Origin of the sequence: Allochromatium humboldtianum, from assembly GCF_013385175.1 — a bacterium.
In the GTDB taxonomy this organism is placed as follows: Bacteria; Pseudomonadota; Gammaproteobacteria; order Chromatiales; family Chromatiaceae; genus Thermochromatium; species Thermochromatium humboldtianum.
In genome coordinates this window covers 404,959-423,523 of record NZ_JABZEO010000003.1, presented here as the reverse complement: position 1 = coordinate 423,523, position 18,565 = coordinate 404,959, and the positions used below count along the sequence as shown (strand labels likewise).

At 65.0% G+C, this 18,565-nt stretch carries 12 protein-coding genes; 5 read left to right on the top strand and 7 right to left on the bottom strand.

The genetic code is table 11. The annotated features are described in order from the left end of the window. Window positions 1-13: 13 nt before the first annotated feature. From HW932_RS06660 to HW932_RS06650, 3 genes are read left to right on the top strand one after another with little or no spacing between them, the layout of a single operon-like run. Window positions 14-2,959, top strand: coding sequence for a chemotaxis protein CheB (locus HW932_RS06660; RefSeq protein WP_176975691.1), 2,946 nt, complete (start codon window positions 14-16; stop codon window positions 2,957-2,959). Next, entirely contained in the window at window positions 2,956-4,626 is a 1,671-nt protein-coding gene (locus HW932_RS06655; protein ID WP_176975690.1) for an ATP-binding protein, read from the top strand. Before HW932_RS06660 ends, HW932_RS06655 begins: the two co-directional genes overlap by 4 nt. Further along, a complete protein-coding gene (locus HW932_RS06650; protein ID WP_176975689.1) occupies window positions 4,623-6,056 on the top strand; it encodes an ATP-binding response regulator in 1,434 nt (477 codons plus the stop codon). The genes HW932_RS06655 and HW932_RS06650 overlap by 4 nt, the downstream gene beginning before the upstream one ends. A 67-nt stretch (window positions 6,057-6,123) precedes the next feature. Here the strand turns inward: HW932_RS06650 and HW932_RS06645 are convergent, their stop codons facing one another. The 4 genes from HW932_RS06645 to HW932_RS06630 form a co-directional block, all read right to left on the bottom strand. Next, window positions 6,124-7,215: a TRAP transporter substrate-binding protein gene (locus HW932_RS06645; protein ID WP_176975688.1), complete on the bottom strand. Its 1,092-nt coding sequence runs from the start codon at window positions 7,213-7,215 to the stop codon at window positions 6,124-6,126. Between the two features lie 31 nt (window positions 7,216-7,246). Beyond that, window positions 7,247-8,542, bottom strand: coding sequence for a cation:proton antiporter (locus tag HW932_RS06640; RefSeq protein ID WP_176975687.1), 1,296 nt, complete (start codon window positions 8,540-8,542; stop codon window positions 7,247-7,249). 105 nt (window positions 8,543-8,647) lie between these two features. Next, entirely contained in the window at window positions 8,648-9,130 is a 483-nt protein-coding gene (locus tag HW932_RS06635) for a Crp/Fnr family transcriptional regulator (protein WP_012971502.1), read from the bottom strand. 144 nt (window positions 9,131-9,274) lie between these two features. Then, window positions 9,275-10,312, bottom strand: a complete 1,038-nt coding sequence (locus HW932_RS06630) for a TerC/Alx family metal homeostasis membrane protein (RefSeq protein WP_176975686.1) — start codon at window positions 10,310-10,312, stop codon at window positions 9,275-9,277. Window positions 10,313-10,623: 311 nt separating this feature from the next. Between HW932_RS06630 and tal the strand changes: the two genes are divergently transcribed. Together tal and HW932_RS06620 are read left to right on the top strand one after the other, a co-directional pair. Next, entirely contained in the window at window positions 10,624-11,595 is a 972-nt protein-coding gene (gene tal, locus HW932_RS06625; RefSeq protein ID WP_222932242.1) for a transaldolase, read from the top strand. Window positions 11,596-11,597: 2 nt separating this feature from the next. Continuing rightward, window positions 11,598-14,216 carry a PEP/pyruvate-binding domain-containing protein gene (locus tag HW932_RS06620; protein WP_343046966.1) on the top strand — a complete coding sequence of 873 codons (2,619 nt, stop codon included), beginning with the start codon at window positions 11,598-11,600 and terminating at the stop codon, window positions 14,214-14,216. On the opposite strand, the gene gdhA is transcribed toward HW932_RS06620, so the two are convergent. The 3 genes from gdhA to HW932_RS06605 all read right to left on the bottom strand — a co-directional run bounded on the left by gdhA (window position 14,213) and on the right by HW932_RS06605 (window position 18,440). Further along, window positions 14,213-15,562 (bottom strand): NADP-specific glutamate dehydrogenase, encoded by a 1,350-nt coding sequence (gdhA, locus tag HW932_RS06615; protein WP_176975685.1) that lies wholly within the window; start codon window positions 15,560-15,562, stop codon window positions 14,213-14,215. The two genes, HW932_RS06620 and gdhA, sit on opposite strands and share 4 nt — an antisense overlap. 280 nt (window positions 15,563-15,842) lie before the next feature. Next, window positions 15,843-16,790 (bottom strand): AEC family transporter, encoded by a 948-nt coding sequence (locus HW932_RS06610; protein WP_176975684.1) that lies wholly within the window; start codon window positions 16,788-16,790, stop codon window positions 15,843-15,845. A 45-nt stretch (window positions 16,791-16,835) separates the two neighbouring features. After that, window positions 16,836-18,440 carry an ATP-binding protein gene (locus HW932_RS06605; RefSeq protein WP_176975683.1) on the bottom strand — a complete coding sequence of 535 codons (1,605 nt, stop codon included), beginning with the start codon at window positions 18,438-18,440 and terminating at the stop codon, window positions 16,836-16,838. Window positions 18,441-18,565 lie beyond the last annotated feature (125 nt).

Genomic DNA, 18,565 nt, shown 5'->3' with positions numbered 1-18,565 from the left:
ATCCTCATCGCCGATGAAAAAGAACGCCCCGCCCAAGAGCGAAGGGACCGACGCCCCCAAGTCGGCCCCCTTCGACGGCTATGTCGTCTGCATCGGCGCCTCGGCCGGCGGTCTCGACGCGCTGGAGAAGTTCTTCAAGGCCTGCCCGACCGATCTCGGCGCGGCCTTCGTGGTGGTGCAGCATCTGTCGCCCGACCACAAGAGCATGATGAGCAATCTGCTCGCCCGTCACACCGAGATGCCGGTGACCATGGTCGAGGACGACATGCCGATGGACGCCAACCACGTCTATCTGATCCCGCCCGGCGCCATCATGCACGTCTCCAAGGGGCATCTGCATCTGACGCCGAAGAATCCGCGCGGCCTGACCCTGCCGATCGACATCTTCTTCTCCTCGCTGGCCGACGTCTACGACCGCCATGCCGTCGGCATCATCCTCTCGGGCACGGGCACCGACGGCACGCGCGGCTCGGTGGCCATCAATGCCGCCGGCGGTTTCCTCATGGCCCAGGAGCCGGAGTCGGCCAAGTTCGACGGTATGCCGCGCAGCGTGATCGCCACCGGACTGGTCGACGCCATCCTGCCGGCCGAGGATATTCCGGCGCGGCTGCTGGCCCACATCCGCAACCTTCCCTACGAAGAACCCGAGATCGAGCCGCCGCGGCTGGTGCCGCGCGCCAACATGACCACCGAGGAAGTGCTGGCGGCGCTCCTGCATCTGCTGCATCAGGTCGGCGGGATCGACTTCTCCGACTACAAGCCGACCACGGTCATGCGCCGCATCGACCGGCGGATGCAGGTGCGCCACACCCCGGAGCTGTATCAGTACTACGATCTGCTCGAACACGACCGCAACGAGATCATCACCCTGCGGCGCGAGATGCTGATCTCGGTCACAAGCTTCTTCCGCGATCCCGAGACCTTCAGCCTGCTGGGCGAGAGTGTGATCGCGCCCATGGTCGCCGACCGTCCGCCCAATGAGCCGATCCGGGTCTGGATCGCGGGCGTGGCCACGGGCGAGGAAGCCTATACCATCGGCATGCTGTTCATCGAAGCCTTCGAACGCGAACGCCGCTGGCCGAACCTCAAAATCTTTGCCACCGACGTCGATCAGTCCTGCGTCGAGACGGCCAGCGTCGGTCAGTATCCCGAATCGGCCGCCGCCGAACTCTCGCCCGAGCGTCTGGAACGCTTCTTCACCAGGCAGGGCGACCGCTTCGTCATCAAGAACGAACTGCGTCAGTGCATCGTCTTCGCCCGGCACAATCTGCTCGCCGATCCGCCCTTCACCAAGATGGATCTGGTGGTCTGCCGCAACACGCTCATCTATTTCAATTCAGCCGCCCAGGAACATGCCCTGCGCTCGCTGCAGTACGCCATCCGCGAGGGCGGGGTGCTGCTGCTCGGTTCCAGCGAATCGCTCTCGGCCTCCACCGAAGGCTTGCAGACCATCAGCGCCAAGCACAAGCTGTTCCGGCGCGTCGGCGCCATGTCGCTGCCGTTCCTGGAACGCCGGGGCGCGGCGCTGCTCACGCCGCCGACGCTCGGCAAGGCGCCCCAGTTGGCCAAGTCGCGTCACGGCGCGAGCGAAGCCTCGGTGGCCAGTCTCGGCGTCACGGCCCTGCTCTCGCTCTATGCCCCGCCGGCGATCGTCGTCAATCACCAGCACGAAGTCATCCATCTGTTCGGCGACGTCAACCCCTATCTCCAGACCCGCGAGGGTGCGGCCAGTCTGGAGGTCAGCCGGCTGTTGCCCGAAAAGCTCACGCCGGTGGCCGCCGCACTGCTCTACAAGGCCACGCGCGATCGCTGTTCGATCGTCTCCGATCTGCTCGATGCGACGCTCAAGAGCGGCGAACAGCGCACCATCCGGCTGTCGGCCCATCCGCTGCACAGCGAGAGCGATGAGCGTCTGACGCTGCTGTGCTTCGAGGCCGCTCCGAACCAGACGGCGACGGCGGCCGCCGAGCCGGTCGACGTCGATGCCGAGACCATGGCGCGCGTGGCCGTGCTCGAACGCGAGCTGGGCGCCACCCGCGAGAGTCTCCAGGCGACCATCGAGGAACTGGAGACCTCCAACGAGGAGCTTCAGGCCACCAACGAAGAACTCATGGCCTCCAACGAGGAGCTGCAAAGCTCCAACGAGGAGTTGCAGTCGGTCAACGAGGAGATGAGCACCGTCAATGCCGAGTTCCAGGAAAAGATGCTGGTGCTCAACCGCGTCAACGCCGATCTCGACAGCATGGCCAAGGCCGCCGGCGTGGCCACCATCTTTCTCGACTCAGAGCTGCACATCACGCGCTTCAGTCCGGACGCGACCCAGATCTTCAAGCTGCGCGAGTCCGACGCCGGGCGTCCGCTGGGCGACATCTCGCACGTGCTGCGCTACCCGAGCCTGATCGAGGATCTGCGCCAGACCCTCGGCGCCCAGCGCTCGGTCGAGACCGAGGTGGTGACGCTCGACGACAAGAAGACCTATCTGGTGCGCATCCTGCCGTATCTGATCCCCTCGACCACCATCAACGGCGTGGTGGCCACCTTCGTCGACGTGACCGCCTTCCACGACGCGCGTCGGCTGCAATCCATCCTCGACGCGCTGCCCGAGCACATCGCCGTGCTCGACCACGGCGGCTGCATCATCATGGTCAACGCCGCCTGGCGACGCTTCGCGCGCGCCAACGGCGACAAGGATCTCAAGCACTCCGGCCCTGGGGTGAACTATCTGGACATCTGCCAGCCGGGCATGAGCAAGGAAGATGGCTATGCCGAGGAAGCCTATCGCGGTCTGCGCAGCGTGCTCGAAGGCTCGCTGCCGATCTTCTCGATGGAATATCCCTGCCACTCACCAAGCGAGGAGCGCTGGTTCGTCATGAACGTGGCCCCCGTGATGAGTCAGGACATCGGCGTGGTGGTCAGTCACATCAACATCACGTCCTGGCATCGGAGTCGCAAGGCTTGAAGCGGCGCCAGCTCGATTTCAACCAACTGCGCGAGCGCGCCGAGCAGGCGATCGCCGAGGGACAGGCCGGCCTGACCCTGGACCCGGACGGCTCCAAGGCGCTGGAACTCTCGCATCTGGTCGAGGAACTGCGGGTCTACCAGGCCGAGTTGGAGATCCAGAACGATGAACTGATGCTGGCGCAGGATCACATCGCGGTCGCCATGGAGCGCTATCGGCGTCTCTTCGCGTCTCTGCCCGTGCCGGCCATCGTGGTCGATGCCGGCGGTTTCATCGTCGAGGCCAACGAACAGGCGCACGAGGTACTGGGCATCAGCCGCCATATCGCCTTGCAGCGCGGCTCGCTGTTCCAGCTCTTCGACTTCCCGAGCCGCACCCGGCTGCACAGTCTCATGCGTACCGCGCTCGACCTCGGCCCCTATCAGTTGGAGTCCATGGCTCTGAAGGTCCAGGGGGATGGCGAAGCCTGGTTCGACGTGCATCTCATGCCCCTGAGCGAGCGCACGCCGGGCGAGCGTCAGGTTCTGGTGGCCCTGGTCGATCGCCGGGCCGAGCAGGCCCTGCGCGTGCTCTCGCACGAACTCATGCAGGCCAAGCTGGCCGCCGAGCAGGCCAACGCGGCCAAGAGCGCCTTTCTGGCCAACATGGGGCACGAACTGCGCACCCCCATGAACGCGCTCATCGGACTGTCGAACCTGTTGCTCGACGGCTCCGAGCCCATGACCCCGCACCAGAGTGACTATCTGCTCAAGATCCATGACTCGGCGGCGGCGCTCTCGAGCCTGCTCAACGACATCCTGGACTATTCCAAGGTCGAGTCCGGCTATCTGCGTCTGGAGTCCACGCCCCTGAATCTCGACAACATCCTCGACCGCACGCGCCAGCTCTACGGGCCCTGCGCCGAGGAGAAGGGACTGACGTTCACCTGTGTGAGGGCGCCCGAGGTGCCGCCCGTCCTCGCCGGCGACCCCTTGCGCATCCAGCAGGTGCTCGACCATCTGGTCGACAACGCCATCGAGTTCACCGAGCGCGGCGGCGTCCGGGTCGGGGTCGTGCTGGTCGCCGCGCCCGAGCGCGCGGTCTCCAGGACGGCGGCCGGCGAGCGTCTCGTGCTGCGCTTCTCGATCGAGGATACGGGCATCGGCTTGACGCCCGAGCAGTGCCGGACGCTCTTCGCCCCCTTTCAGCAGGCCGATATGTCGGCCAGTCGCGTCCACGGCGGTACCGGCCTGGGCCTGAGCCTCAGCCGGCGTCTGGTCGAGCTGATGGGCGGTGATATCGGGGTCGAGAGCCGGCTCGGCGAGGGCAGCACCTTCTGGTTCACGGCGCCGCTGCATCTCGTCGACATCACCGACTATGCCGGAAGCCGGGCGTCCCAGGCATCCGCGCCCACCACCGCGCCCGAACGGCCATCGGAGCAGCGCGCAACGCCCAAGCGACTGGATCTGGACGCCCTGCACCCGAAGCTCCACACACTGGCCTGGATGCTCGACAATCGGCAGAGTCGGGCGCGCCGGCTCAGCCACGAGATCGAATCCTGGCTACAGGGTTCCGCGCTACAGGCCGACTATGCCCCGATCGCCGCCGCGATCGCCCGGCTCGACTTCGAGCAGGCCCTGGCCGGGGTGCGGCGTCTGGCGCAAAAACAGAGTTGGAATCTGCCATGAAAGAACACGACCTTCCACGCCTCCTCATCGTCGACGATACGCCGACCAACATCGAGATCCTGCTCGGGATGCTGGAAGACAGCTACGACACCAGCTTCGCCACCTCCGGGCGTCAGGCGCTGGATCTGCTCGCCAAGACCGCCAGACCGGATCTGATCCTGCTCGACGTCATGATGCCCGAGATGGACGGCTATGAGGTCTGCGCGGCGCTCAAGTCCGATCCGGCCACGCGCGAGATCCCGGTGATCTTCGTCACCGCGCGCACCGACTCCGAGAGCGAGACACGCGCTCTGAGGGCCGGCGGCGTGGACTTCGTGCACAAGCCGGTCAACAAGCCGGTTTTGCGCGCACGCGTCGCGCTGCATCTGGAGCTGGAGCGGCGTGAACGTGAACTGCGCACCGCCAATGCCGAGCTGACGCGTCATCGCGATCACCTGGAGGATCTGGTCCATGAGCGGGTGCGCGAACTGGCGCTGGCGCGCGACGAGGCCGAGAGCGCCAACCGCGCCAAGAGCGTCTTCCTGACCAATGTCGGACACGAATTCCTCACGCCCCTGCATCAGATCATGGGGCTGGCCTATCTGGCCAAGCGCGACAGCCAGGACGAGCGTTCGAGGACGCGCATGGATCAGCTCGAACGCGCCTCGCAGCGGCTGCTCCACATCATCAATGATCTGCTGACGCTCAGTCGCGCCGAATCCGAGCGGCTGGTGCTGGAGAGCGCTGATTTCGATCTCGCGGCACTGTGCGCGCGCGTCATCGGGCGCTTCGAGGCGTCGGCCCGCTCCAAGGGGCTCGAACTGGTCCAGGTGATCGAAGACGGCGTGCCACTGTGTTTGCGCGGCGATGCGCCCCACCTCGAACAGATGCTCGACGCCCTGTTGAGCAATGCCGTCAAGTTCTCCGAGCAGGGGCGGGTTCGACTCATGGTTGCGCCGATCGAGTCGCGCGAAAAGGCAGTGACGTTGCGCTTCGTGGTCGAGGACCAGGGGATCGGCCTGTCGCCCGAGGCGCGCGCCAGTCTGTTCGAACCCTTCCGCCAGGGCGATGGATCCATGACCCGTCGATACGATGGCATCGGGCTGGGACTGGCGCTCACCAAGCGTCTGGTCACGCTCATGGGCGGCGAGATCGGGGTCGAGAGCACCCTCGGCGAAGGGAGTGTGTTCTGGCTCAGTCTGCGCCTGCCCATCGGCGAGGTCGTGCCGGCGGAGACGGGGCAGGGCGCGGACATGGCCGACGAGGCGGTTCTGCGCAAGGCCATCGACGACCTGATGTGCCTGCTCGAACAGTGCGACGTGACTGCGCACAGTCTGTATTTCGATGCACCCAGCCTCTATGAACCCGCGCTGAAGGGGCGCGAGGCGGCGTTTCGTCAGGCGCTGGCCGGCTACGACTTCGAAGAAGCGCTGGCGGTGTTGCGGGGGTGATGGATCGGCCGCCGCTCAGTGCGAACGGCCGATGTGTCAGGTGCGCGATGGATGACCGCGCCCCGGCTCACTTCATCCGCCGCACCGCCTGCCGGAAGTTGGACATGGGCGATTCGGCCACGCCCCACCAGGCATCGGAGCGCTCCTGGAAGGCCATCATGGAGTCATAGAGCCGCTTGAAGGTGGGATTTTTCTCGGCTTCCTCGGCATAGACCTGATGCGCGGTCTCATAGGCCTTGAGCAGCACGTCGTCGGGGAAGCGGCGCAGCTCGGCCCCGCCGGCGATCAGCCGTTGCAGTGCGTGCGGATTCTTGGCGTCGTAGCGGGCGAGCATCTCCAGGTGCGCCTCATTGGCGGCGACCTCGAAGGCGGCCCGATAGCTCGGCGGCAGCGCGGCCCACTGGTCCTTGTTCACATAGAACACCAGATGGGTGCCGGTCTCCCACCAGCCGGGGTAGTAGTAATACTTGGCGACCTTGTGGAAGCCGAGCTTCTCGTCGTCATAGGGCACGGTCCATTCGGCCGCGTCGATGGCGCCGCGCTCCAGCGAAGGATAGATCTCACCGCCCGGCAGTGACTGGGGCACCGCGCCCAGACGCGAGAAGATCTCGGCGCCGAAGCCGGGGATGCGGATCTTGAGTCCCTTGAGATCTTCCAGCGACTTGATCTCCTTACGATACCAGCCGCCCATCTGCGCGCCCGTGCTGCCGCCGGGGAAGTTGAGGATGTCGTACTCGGCGAACATCTCGCGCAGCAGCCCCATGCCTTCGTCGGCCATCACCCAGGAGGTGAGCTGGCGTGTGTTCAGCCCGAAGGGCAGGGTGGTCTCGGCGGCCAGCGCCTTGTTCTTGCCGTAGTAGTAATAGGAGGCGGTGTGGCCGCACTCGACCGTGTTCTGCTGCACGGCATCGAGCACGCCGAACGCGGGCACCAGCTCGCCGCCGGCAAAGACGCGGATCTCGAAGCGCCCGTCGGTCAGCTCGGCGACCCGCCTGGACAGGGTCTCGGCGCCGCCGTAGATGGTGTCCAGGCTCTTCGGAAAGCTCGACGCCAGGCGCCATTTGATGCTTGGCCCCTCGGCACGGGCCGGGAGCGAGACACTGGCTCCGGCGGCGAGTGCGCCGACTCCGGCGGTCTTCAGGAAATCACGTCTTTGCATGGCTGTGTCCTCACCGGATCGTTGTCGTTGGTCAGTGATGATTGAGGGCGGATGAATCGGCGTCGGCCGTGACCTCGGCCAGTTCACGATCGGCACGCCGGCCGATGATCCGCACCAGCGGTCCGAGTGTCAGTCCCTGGACCAGGATCGAGAACACGACCACGACATAGGTCACGCTCAGCAGGATGTCGCGCGTCTCTCCATCCGGCAGCGAGAGGGCCAGCGCGATCGAAATGCCGCCACGCAATCCGGCCCAGGTCAGCAGGGTGACGGTGCCGGGTGCAAAGTCGCTGCTCCGGCGTCTCATCATCCGGATCGGCAGTCCCACGCTCAGGGCGCGTGCGGCCAGCACCAGCGGAATCGCCAGCGCCCCGGCCAGCAGCGGACCGCCGCTCAGTTCCAGCACCAGCACCTCGAGTCCGATCAGCACGAAGAGCACGGCGTTGAGGATCTCGTCGACCAGTTCCCAGAAGTCGTCCAGATGCCGGCGGGTCTTGTCCGACATGAAGCACCGGCGCCCATGATTGCCGATCATCAGGCCGGCGACCACGATGGCGATCGGCGCCGACAGATGCAGCTGCTCGGCCAGGGCATAGCCGCCGGTGGCCAGGGCCAGGGTGAGCAGGATCTCGACCTGATAGTCGTCGACGCGGCTCAGCATCAGCAGCACCAGACCGCCGCTCAGAATGCCCAGCAGCGCGCCGCCGATGACCTCGTACCCCAGCATCCCGAGCGCGCCGAACAGGCTGGCTTCATGCTCGCCGGTGGCGATGCCGAGCAGGGTCAGGAACAGCACTACGGCCACGCCGTCGTTGAACAGGGATTCGCCCGTGATCTTGGTGTTGAGCGATTCGGGCGCATTGGCCTTCTTGAGGATGCCGAGCACGGCGATCGGATCGGTCGGCGAGATCAGGGCACCGAACAGCAGACAGTAGATGAAGGGCACGTCCAGCCCGAGTAGCCCGAACAGCAGCCAGCCGCCCAGGGCGATCAGCAGGGTCGCGCCGACGACGCTGGCGCTCGCGAGCGTGGCGATGACCCATTTGTGACGCGCCAGATCATGCAAGTTGACATGGAGCGCACCGGCGAACAGCAGGAAGCCGAGCATCCCGTGCAGTACCGTATCCTCGAAATCGACGTCTTCGAGTAGCTGCTTCAGGAGAGTGTGCCATTCGCTGTCGAGTGGTGCGATCAGCAGCCCGAGCGAGAGCAGGAGTGCGATCAGCATCAAGCCGATGGTGGTCGGCAGCCGGATGAACCGATGGTTGATCCAACTGAAGACCGCCGCCAGACTCAGCAGGACGGCGAGGATGTCGAACAGGTGCATCGGCGCCTCCGGAGGCTATTGGGGGTTATGGCTTCGGGTGCGATGCGCCGGCGCGAAGGCGTGGATTTCGGTCTCGCGACGGCGGATCCAATCAGGCTCACCGGCTCAATAGCGTCCGCCGCTCTTGAGCAGATAGTTGCGCATCTCGGCGCTCTCCAGATTCATACGCATCAGGTTGCTGTGGGTGATGCGGAACATGGCGCGCATGATCTTGAAGACCAGACGCGGGTGGGTCTCGATCAGGGCGTCGAAGTCCTCCGGCTCCAGAGTCAGGACGGTGACGGGTTCCTCGGCGCGCAGGGCGGCGCGGCGTGGTTTGCCGTCGACGAAGGCGCGGGTGCCGGCGCACTCGCCGGGGCGCATCTGGTAGACGGTCTCCTCCTTGCCGCCGACGGATTTGCAGACGCAGAGCCGACCGCGTGCCAGTACGAAGAGCGTGCGTCGATCCTGGTCCTCGTCGACCAGCGTCTCTCCGGCCTGGAGTGAGATGACACCCATGCGCTCGGCGAGCGCCTGGCATTCGTCGGCGTCCAGTTCCCCGCCCAGAGTCGAGCCGGCGAGGGCTTGTGCTTTGTCGATGTCGGTCATGGGGTTTGATTCCTGAATCGGCGAAATGGCGACTATCATACCGGACACGGTTCAATGGTCGATAGGCGCGATGGATCTTGGAGCCGACCAGTCGTTCGCAGTACGGGCCGGTCCCAGCGAACCGGCCCGCGACTCAAACCGCGATCATCCCTTGGTCGCGCCCGCCGAGTCGTCATCCTTGTTCCCAGGGAAGAGCAGGGAGGCGACCACACCCAGCACCAGCACACCGAGCACCACCATCAGACTGGTCCCAGGCGAGATATGCAGACCCGTATCCCCAATCGCATGGTTCCAGGACTGCAACGCCATCTTGCCGGCGATGTAGAACAGCAGCACGATGACCGCCTTCTCCAGGTGCACCAGATAGCGTGTCAGGGCCGCGAGCACGAAATACAGACTGCGCAGACCCAGGATGGCGAAGATCATGGCCGCATAGACCAGCAGCGGTTCCTGCGTCACGGCGATGACGGCCGGCACCGAGTCGAACGAGAAGGCCAGGTCCGAGGTCTCGATCGTCGCCAGACAGAGGAAGGCCGGCGTGGCATAGAGCGCGCCCATGCGCGTGACCGACTTCTGGCGCTCGGCCTCCTCGCGTCCGACGAACAACTCCTCGTGCCTGACGAAGAAGCGGTCCAGATGCAGCCGGGTGTAGATCGGCATCATCTTGCCGGTCAGACGCACGCTCCAGTGATCCGAATAGTCCTCGATCTCCTCCCCATCGCCACGGCTCTTGAGCATCTGCACGCCGCTCCAGGCCACCAGGATGGCGAAGACGAAGCCGACCCAGGGACTGGCCATGAACAGACTGGTGCCGATCAGCACGAAGATGGCGCGGAACACCAGCGCGCCGATGATGCCCCAGTAGAGGATGCGGTGTTGCAGCCCCGAGCGGATGCCGAAGGAGGCGAAGATGGCCATGAAGACCATGAGATTGTCGACCGAGAGGCTCTTTTCGAGCACATAGCCGGCCAGATAGAGATCGGCCCACTCCTTGCTGAAACGTCCCCACAGATAGCCGTAGAAGCCGAGTGCGAGCACGATCCAGAACACCGACCACTTGGCGGCATCCGCGACGCTGATCTCATCGGTCTTGCGATGCGCGAAGAGATCCAGATAGATGGAGACGGCGACCACGGCGACGAAGATGGCGATGGCTTCCATCGGAAAGCCGAAATGTTCCATACAGGTAGACTCCAGGGTTGAGGTTGATTGATCGATCGAAACGAGAAACCGCCGCGAAGAGCGGCGGTCCGTGGCGCTTGTGGACCACTCCGGGAGCGGTTCGTTCAAGGGCGTCGAGCATAGGCGAGATTGCCGGTTCGCTCCAGTCCTGCCGGCGGGTCGGACACAGACATCCGTCAAACGTTCGACATGGGCGCAAGCCATAATCGTCTGGATCGATCTTGCACCGCGTTTCGACGCAACCCATACCCATGGGTTACGCTTGAATCACTCCATCCCTTTCGTTTTTTGCGCTGGAGGCGCTTTTCATCATGAACCGACTCGAAGCACTCAAGAGTATGACCACCGTGGTCGCCGACACCGGCGACTTCCAGGCCATCATCGACTATCGTCCCCAGGACGCCACCACCAATCCCTCGCTGCTCTACAAGGCGGCGCAGATGCCGGCCTATCGCGAACTGGTCGAGGACGCGGTGCTCCACGGCACCCGGCACGGCGGCGGCGACAGTCAGGCTCAGGCGCGTCTGACCATGGACAAGCTGGCGGTCAACTTCGGCACCGAGATCCTGAAAGTCGTCCCCGGCCGGGTCTCGACCGAGATCGATGCACGGCTCTCATTCGACACCGAGGGCACGGTGCGCCGCGCCGAGGCGTTGGTCGAGCTCTACGACCAGGCCGGGATCGATGCGCGCGAGCGGGTGCTGTTCAAGATCGCCTCGACCTGGGAGGGCATTCGCGCCGCCGAGCGGCTGGAGCGTCAGGGGATTCATTGCAATCTGACCCTGCTGTTCGGCTTCGCCCAGGCCGTGGCCTGTGCCGATGCCGGTGTCACGCTCATCTCGCCCTTCGTCGGGCGTATCCTCGACTGGTACAAGAAGGCCGAGAACGTCGCCGGCTATCCGGCCGACGAAGATCCGGGCGTGCGCTCGGTCACGCGCATCTACAACTACTACAAGCGTCACGACTATCCGACCGTGGTCATGGGCGCGAGCTTCCGCAATCTCGACGAGATCCTGGAACTGGCCGGCTGTGACTATCTGACCATCTCCCCGGCGCTGCTCGGTGAGCTGGCCTCGACCGAGGGCGAGGTGCCGCGCCGGCTCGATCCGGACCGGGCGCGGGCGCTCGACATTCCCAGGGTCGGCTATGACGAGATCGGTTTCCGCTGGGAGCTGAACGAGGACGCCATGGCCACCGAGAAGCTCGCCGAGGGCATCCGGCTCTTCACCGCCGACACGCTCAAGCTCGAACGCTTCGCGCGCGAGATCAACCAGAGCGCCTGAGGGTGCACCGAACCGCACCCGAATCCGTCTCCACCGGGCTCCCCGGACTCGACAGCGTTCTCGACGGTCTGCGCATCGGCGACAACGTGGTCTGGCGCATCGAGGAGATCGAGGACTATCGCCGCTTCGTCACGCCGTTCGTCGACGCGGCGGCGGCGCGCGAGCGTTCGATCATCTATCTGCGTTTTGGGCATCACGCCCCGCTGATCGCGCCCGGACCGCACATCCGGATCATCAAGATCGATGCGCTGCGGGGCTTCGAGGCGTTCACCCGTCATGTCTACCGGCTGATCACCGATCACGGGCGCGGCGCCTTCTATGTCTTCGACTGTCTCTCCGATCTGCTCTCGGCCTGGGCGACCGATCTGATGGTCGGCAATCTGTTCCGCGTGGTCTGTCCCTATCTCTATGAACTGGACACGGTCGCCTATTTCGGTCTGCTCGCGCACCGTCACAGTCATACCACCATGGCGCATATTCGCGCGACCACGCAGGTGCTGATCGACGTGCGCCGCGCCGACGAGGCGCGCTATGTCCAGCCGGTAAAGGTCTGGCAGCGGCAGTCGCCGACCATGTTCCTGCCGCACATCCGGGAGGACGGGCGCTTCGTGCCGGTCATCGATAGCTGGAACGCCACGCGGCTCCAGGTCGATCTGGAGCGCCGCCGGGGCGAGACCGCACAGCGTCAGCTCGATTATTGGGATCGGCTCTTTCTGGAGGCCGCCAACGCGGTCGCCGGTGAGGCCGACGAGACACAGCAGGGCGCCGTGCTCGAACGGCTCTATCAGGCCATGATCGGTCGCGACGAGCGCCTGATCGACTTGGCACGCCGCTATCTGAGCCTGCGCGATCTGCTGGCGATCCGCGCGCGCATGATCGGCAGCGGCTATTTGGGCGGCAAGGCGGTCGGGATGCTGCTGGCGCGTCAGATCCTCTGCCGTCAGGATCCCGCGCTCTGGGCGCGTCATCTCGAACCGCACGATTCCTTCTATCTCGGCTCGGATGTCTATTATTCGTTCCTGGTCCACAATGGCTGGTGGCCGCGCATCATGCGCCAGCGCACGCCCGAGGGCTATTTCAGCGAGGCCCGGTCGCTGCGCGACGACATGCGCCGGGGCCGACTGCCCGACGAGGTGCGGCTGGAACTGGCGCGGATGCTCGATTATTTCGGCCAGTATCCGCTGCTGGTGCGTTCCAGCAGCTTGCTGGAAGACGGCTTCGGCAATGCCTTCGCCGGCAAATATGAGAGCGTCTTCTGCGTCAATCAGGGCTCGCCCGAACAGCGGCTGGCGGCGCTGGAGTCGGCCATCTGCGAAGTCTTCGCCAGCACGATGAGCGATGATGCGCTGGTCTACCGGCGTCAGCGCGGTCTGGAGGATCTGGAAGAGCCGATGGCCCTGCTGCTCCAGCGGGTCAGCGGACGCTATCACGGACACCGCTACTTTCCGGATGCGGCCGGGGTCGGGGTGTCGCGCAATGCCTTCGTCTGGGACGCCGGCCTGGATCCGGCGGCCGGGATGGTGCGGCTGGTGATGGGGCTGGGCACGCGCGCGGTGGATCGCATCGAAGGCGATCATGCCTGCGTGGTTGCGCTCGATCAGCCGCACAAGCGACCCTTCCGCGATGCCGACGACGCGCGGCGGTTCTCGCAGCATGAGCTGGATCTGCTCGACATCGACCAGAACCGCCTGTGCACGGTCTCCGTGCGTCAACTGGTCAAGTCCGGTCTCGATCTGCCGCTGCGCTGGTGCGCCGAACTCGACCGTGAGGCGAGCGAACGCGCGCGTGAACGCCCGGGTCAGACGGCTCCCGATCCGGTCTGGCGTCTGACCTTCGCCCCGCTGCTGCGCCACACCGACTGCGTGCCGCTGCTGCGCCGCCTGTTACAGACGCTGGAGACGGCCTATGACTATCCGGTGGATGTCGAATTCACCCTGCATCTGGATGAGGCGGGCACGCCGACCTTCAATCTGGTGCAGTGCCGGCCCTTGCAGACGCTCGGCGTCGGTCAGCGGGTGGAGATGCCGGACGAGGTGCCCGAGCATCGGCTGTTGTTCGCCAGTGACGGGCATTTCATGGGGGGGAATATCGATCAGCCGATCGAGCGGGTCATTCAGGTCGATGGACCACGCTACAGCGCCCTGACTCAGTCGGAAAAGTTCGCCGTCGCCCGACTGGTGGGGCGGTTCAACCGCCGGATCGACAGCCGCGACGACTGCCCGACCCTGCTGATCGGGCCGGGACGCTGGGGGAGCAGCACCCCGGAACTGGGGGTGCCGATCCGTTTTGCCGACATCAGTCAGGTGGCGATCCTGGCCGAAGTGGCCGAACTCGGCGGCGGTCTGGTGCCGGATCTCTCGTTCGGCTCGCACTTCTTTCAGGATCTGGTCGAGTCGCGCATCGCCTATGTCGCGCTCTTCCCGCACGCGCGCGGCGGACGCTATCGGCCCGAGTGGCTCGATGCCCTGCCCGAGCACACCCGGCTGCCGCTCCCGGAGGACGCCGACGAACCGCTGACGCCCGCCGTCGCCGCCGCGATCCGCGTCTGGGACGTGCGCGGGTGCGGACTGCGGGTGGCGGCGGACATTCTCAGTCAGCGGCTGGTGTGTTACGCGACCTAGATCAACCCCATCGCCAGCATCGAGCGGGCGACCTTGACGAAGCCGGTGATGTTGGCGCCCACCACATAGTTGCCCGGCGCGCCGAACTCGGCGGCGGTTTCGTGGCAATCGCGATGGATGTCGATCATGATCTGGTGGAGCCGCTGCTCGGTGTACTCGAACGACCAGGAATCGCGGCTGGCGTTCTGCTGCATCTCCAGCGCGCTGGTCGCCACGCCGCCGGCATTGGCGGCCTTGGCCGGTCCGTAGGCGAGGCCGGCGTCTTGGAAGATCCGAACGCCTTCCGGCGTGGTCGGCATGTTGGCGCCCTCGGCGACCGCGATGCAGCCGTTTTTCACCAGCATCTCGGCATCCTTGCCGTTGAGTTCGTTCTGGGTCGCGCAGGGCAGGGCGATCTGGCAGGGAATGGTCCAGATGTTGCCGTTTTCCAGATAGGTCGCGCTCGGTTTCTCCTGGGCATAGACGCTGATGCGGCGGCGTTCGACCTCCTTGATCTGCTTGATCAGCGCGAGATCGAGTCCATCGTGATCGACGATGACGCCATTGGAATCGGAGCAGGCGATGACCTTGGCGCCGAGTGCGGTCGCTTTCTCGATGGCGTAGATGGCGACATTGCCCGAGCCGGAGACCACGCAGGTCTTGCCCTCCAGTCGGTCGCCGCGCGCCTTGAGCATCTCGTCGGCGAAGAAGATGGTGCCGTAGCCGGTGGCCTCGGTGCGCACCCGGCTGCCGCCCCAGCTCAGCCCCTTGCCGGTCAGGACGCCCGACTCATAGCGGTTTGTGATGCGTTTGTACTGGCCGAACAGATAGCCCAGCTCGCGCCCGCCGACTCCGATGTCGCCGGCCGGCACGTCGGTGTATTCGCCCAGATGGCGATAGAGCTCGGTCATGAAGCTCTGGCAGAAGCGCATGATCTCGCTGTCGGACTTGCCCTTCGGGTCGAAGTCGCTGCCGCCCTTGCCGCCGCCGATCGGCAGGCCGGTGAGCGCGTTCTTGAAGATCTGCTCGAAGCCCAGGAATTTGATGATGCCGAGATAGACCGAGGGATGGAAACGCAGTCCGCCCTTGTAGGGGCCGAGTGCGCTGTTGAACTCGACGCGGAAGCCGCGGTTGATCTGCACCCGACCCTGATCGTCCTGCCAGGGCACGCGGAAGATGATCTGACGCTCCGGCTCACAGACGCGCTGGATGATCTTGTGTTCGGCGAATTCGGGATACTTGGCCAGCACCGGACCCAGGGTTTCGAGCACCTCACGGACGGCCTGATGGAACTCGATTTCGCCCGGATTGCGGCGTAGTACTTCCTGGTAAGCGGATTCCAGTTTTTCGTCGAGAGTTGTGACCATCACTCAGATACCTCGCGCGCGACAGCACGGATCCGTCATCCGCATGAGCGGGCGCGCATTGATTATTTTACAAGTCAGCCCCGGAGATCATCGTCCGATAGGCCGCGTCGGCCGGGACGGGGCCGGCAGCGCGAGGCGCATCATGCCTGAGATCGACCCGAGCTGACCATCAGCGAAACGCTGCTGTTGTGTCGGAAGCGGGCAGCGAGCCGACGGGGTTCAGTGCACTTGGGTAGCGTACCGCAACCATGGCGTCTCTCAGGCTCAGGCTGGGCGTGGTTCAGCCCGGCACGCCGATCCCCCACAGCCAGAGTCCGAGATTGAGCGTCACGAAGGCCAGCAGCGTCGTGATCACCAGCGCCGTGGCCGGGATCTCGCCCTGATCATAGCGCTGGGCGATCAGGGGGAAGATCGTCACCATCGGCAGTCCGGCCAGGATCAGCGCCGCCTGACCGAGCGTCGGATCGAGCGTCGGCACCAGCATCAGCATCCCAAAGGCCACGAGCGGATGGACCACCAGCTTGCCGGCGGCGATCGCCGTCGCCGGGCCGAGCGCGCCCCGCACCCGCTGTCCGGCCAGACTGCCGCCGATGGCGAACAGCGCCACCACCGCCGCCGATCCGGCCAGCAGCTCGATGGTGCGTCCGATCGGCGCCGGCAGGCGCCAGCCGAGCGCCGCGAACACCAGTCCGGCCGCGATCGCCAGCAGGATCGGATTGGTGCCGACCGTGCGCAGCACCCGCCCCAGCGTCCGCAGCACGCTGCCGCGTCCGCGCTCGCGATGGAACTCGGTCAGGATCAGGGTCAGCGGCAGGATGATCAGCACCTCGGTCAGAATGGCCATGACAACCGCGATCAGGGCCGAGTCGCCCAGCAACTGCGCCACCAGCGGATAGCCGATATAGCTGCTGTTGGACATCGACAGCCCCATGCCGAAGAAGGCATTGTCGAGCGGCGAGGTCCGCCGCGCGATGGAGGCGACCAGCACGCCGATGCCGTAGGTGATCATCGAGGCGCTGACATAGACCAGCAGGAAGTCGGGCACCAGGATGCTGTCGAGCGAGCGCTTGGAGAGCGTGTCGAACAGTAGCGCGGGCAGGGCGAACAGCAGGGCATAGCGGCTCATGGCGACCGCGCCCTCGCGCGGCATCCAGACCCGACGCACGGCGACGAAGCCGAGTGCGATCAACAGAAAGATGGGAGCCGTGACGGCAAGGATGGCGAGCAAGACGAACTTCCTGAGTGTGGGTGATTGGAGATGGATCGCGCCCGGTCAGACCGCCACCCAATCCCCTTGAATCAGGTTGCGCGCGTCCGGATCGAACACCAGTCCGACCTCGAACAGACCCCGCGCCGGCAGGCCGCGATATTTGGCACTGTAGCCGCGCGCCCGGATCTGTGCCAGCGCCGGATTGTCGACCGGCTCCTGATCGGGCGTCGGGACGGGCCGGCCGCGCTCGACCTTGATCTCGATGACATAGACGTAGCCTTCCAGTTTCACCGTCAGGTCCACCTGACCGTGATGGCTGATGTCCTCGGCGATCACCTCGGCGTTGAGACTGACAAAGAAGGCATAGAGCACGCTGGCGTAATAGCCCTCGTACTCGGGCAGGTCGCTGTAGGTGAAGTTGCGCCAGGGGATGCCGGCGAACAGGCGTTTGATGGCCGCGATCAAGCCGGCGACATCGCCATGGATCAGCGGCTCATGGATCGCCAGCTGCCAAGGCATGCGTTCACTGGGCAGGCGGTCGGTCCAGGCATCGACGAGGTGATTCATCAAGGCCAGGCGGACTTCCTGGTTCGGGATGCGCAGCCTGAACAGTAGCTGACCGAATCGTTGCTCGACCTGATCGATGGTCAGATAGCCGGTTTGGAACAGCAGCGTCACCGGATCGATGCGCTCGATGTCGAATGAATCCAGGATTTCTTCGCTGGTTTCGACGGCCTCCAGATCCGGCAGGAAATAGCGCCGCCGCTGGAACAGCTTGATCAGAAAACTCGGACTGCCGGTCTCGAACCAGTAATTGCGATAGGTTCGGCCCTTGCTGATGAACAGCAGGATATCGAAGGGGTTGTAAACCGGGTCGCCGAGAAAACCGTAGCCGTTGTACCAGCGTCGGAGCTGCTCCCAATCCACGCCGGCCAGATGCTCGGCGAACACGGTCTCCAGGTCATGCTGGGTATAGCCGCACAGGGTCGCGCAGCGGGGATCCAGGGTGAGATCCTGAAGCTGGTTGATGCCGGAAAAAAGACTGACCTTGCTGAACTTGGTCACGCCGGTCATGAAGACGAAGCGTAGCTCGGCATCCCGGCCCTTCATGGCTGAGTAGAGGTTCTTGAGTCCTTCACGCGCTTCGGCCGCGCGTTTGGGATGGTCGATGTTGTCCAGGATGGGCTTGTCGTACTCGTCGACCAGGATCACAAGGCTCTGGCCGGACTGCGCCTGAGCGCCCCGGATCAGGTCGCTGAAGGCACCCGGAATCCCGTCGCGTTCGGGGTCACAGGCCAGACCAAGGCGGCGGGCGTTGTCGCGCAGCAGATACCGGATGTGCCGGTCCAACTCCTCCCGACTCTCCAGGATACCCGCCGAGAAATCCAGCCGGATCACCGGATGCCGTTGTGACCAGTCCCAGCGGTCATGGACGTACAGCCCACGGAACAGCGGTTCATTGCCCTCGAACAGCTCCTTCAGCGTATCCAGGAACAGGCTCTTGCCGAACCGGCGCGGGCGCGACAGGAAGTAATACTTGCCCGCCTCGGCCAGCGCCAGGGCGTGCATGGTCTTGTCCACATAGCAGTAGCCGTCGGTGATGATCTCGCGCAGGTTCTGGAGGCCGATCGGGAGCTTGCGCGGGCGGGCCGGGGCGGGAGCGGTCATGTGGGGGATCTCCGGAGTCGTGCGGATGGCAGCCTGGATTTCAGTCTAAACCAGGCTCCGCCGCCCCGGTAGTCGCCGCTCAGGGCATCCGACCCTGATGGCCGCACATCAAATGTCGATTGACG

Bases quoted from the DNA above. Each gene is read 5' to 3' on its own strand.
- HW932_RS06645 (WP_176975688.1), bottom strand. From the start codon at position 7,215: ATGCAAAGACGTGATTTCCTGAAGACCGCCGGAGTCGGCGCACTCGCC.
- HW932_RS06650 (WP_176975689.1), top strand. From the start codon at position 4,623: ATGAAAGAACACGACCTTCCACGCCTCCTCATCGTCGACGATACGCCG.
- gdhA (WP_176975685.1), bottom strand. From the start codon at position 15,562: ATGGTCACAACTCTCGACGAAAAACTGGAATCCGCTTACCAGGAAGTA.
- HW932_RS06630 (WP_176975686.1), bottom strand. From the start codon at position 10,312: ATGGAACATTTCGGCTTTCCGATGGAAGCCATCGCCATCTTCGTCGCC.
- HW932_RS06635 (WP_012971502.1), bottom strand. From the start codon at position 9,130: ATGACCGACATCGACAAAGCACAAGCCCTCGCCGGCTCGACTCTGGGC.
- tal (WP_222932242.1), top strand. From the start codon at position 10,624: ATGAACCGACTCGAAGCACTCAAGAGTATGACCACCGTGGTCGCCGAC.
- HW932_RS06660 (WP_176975691.1), top strand. From the start codon at position 14: ATGAAAAAGAACGCCCCGCCCAAGAGCGAAGGGACCGACGCCCCCAAG.
- HW932_RS06605 (WP_176975683.1), bottom strand. From the start codon at position 18,440: ATGACCGCTCCCGCCCCGGCCCGCCCGCGCAAGCTCCCGATCGGCCTC.
- HW932_RS06640 (WP_176975687.1), bottom strand. From the start codon at position 8,542: ATGCACCTGTTCGACATCCTCGCCGTCCTGCTGAGTCTGGCGGCGGTC.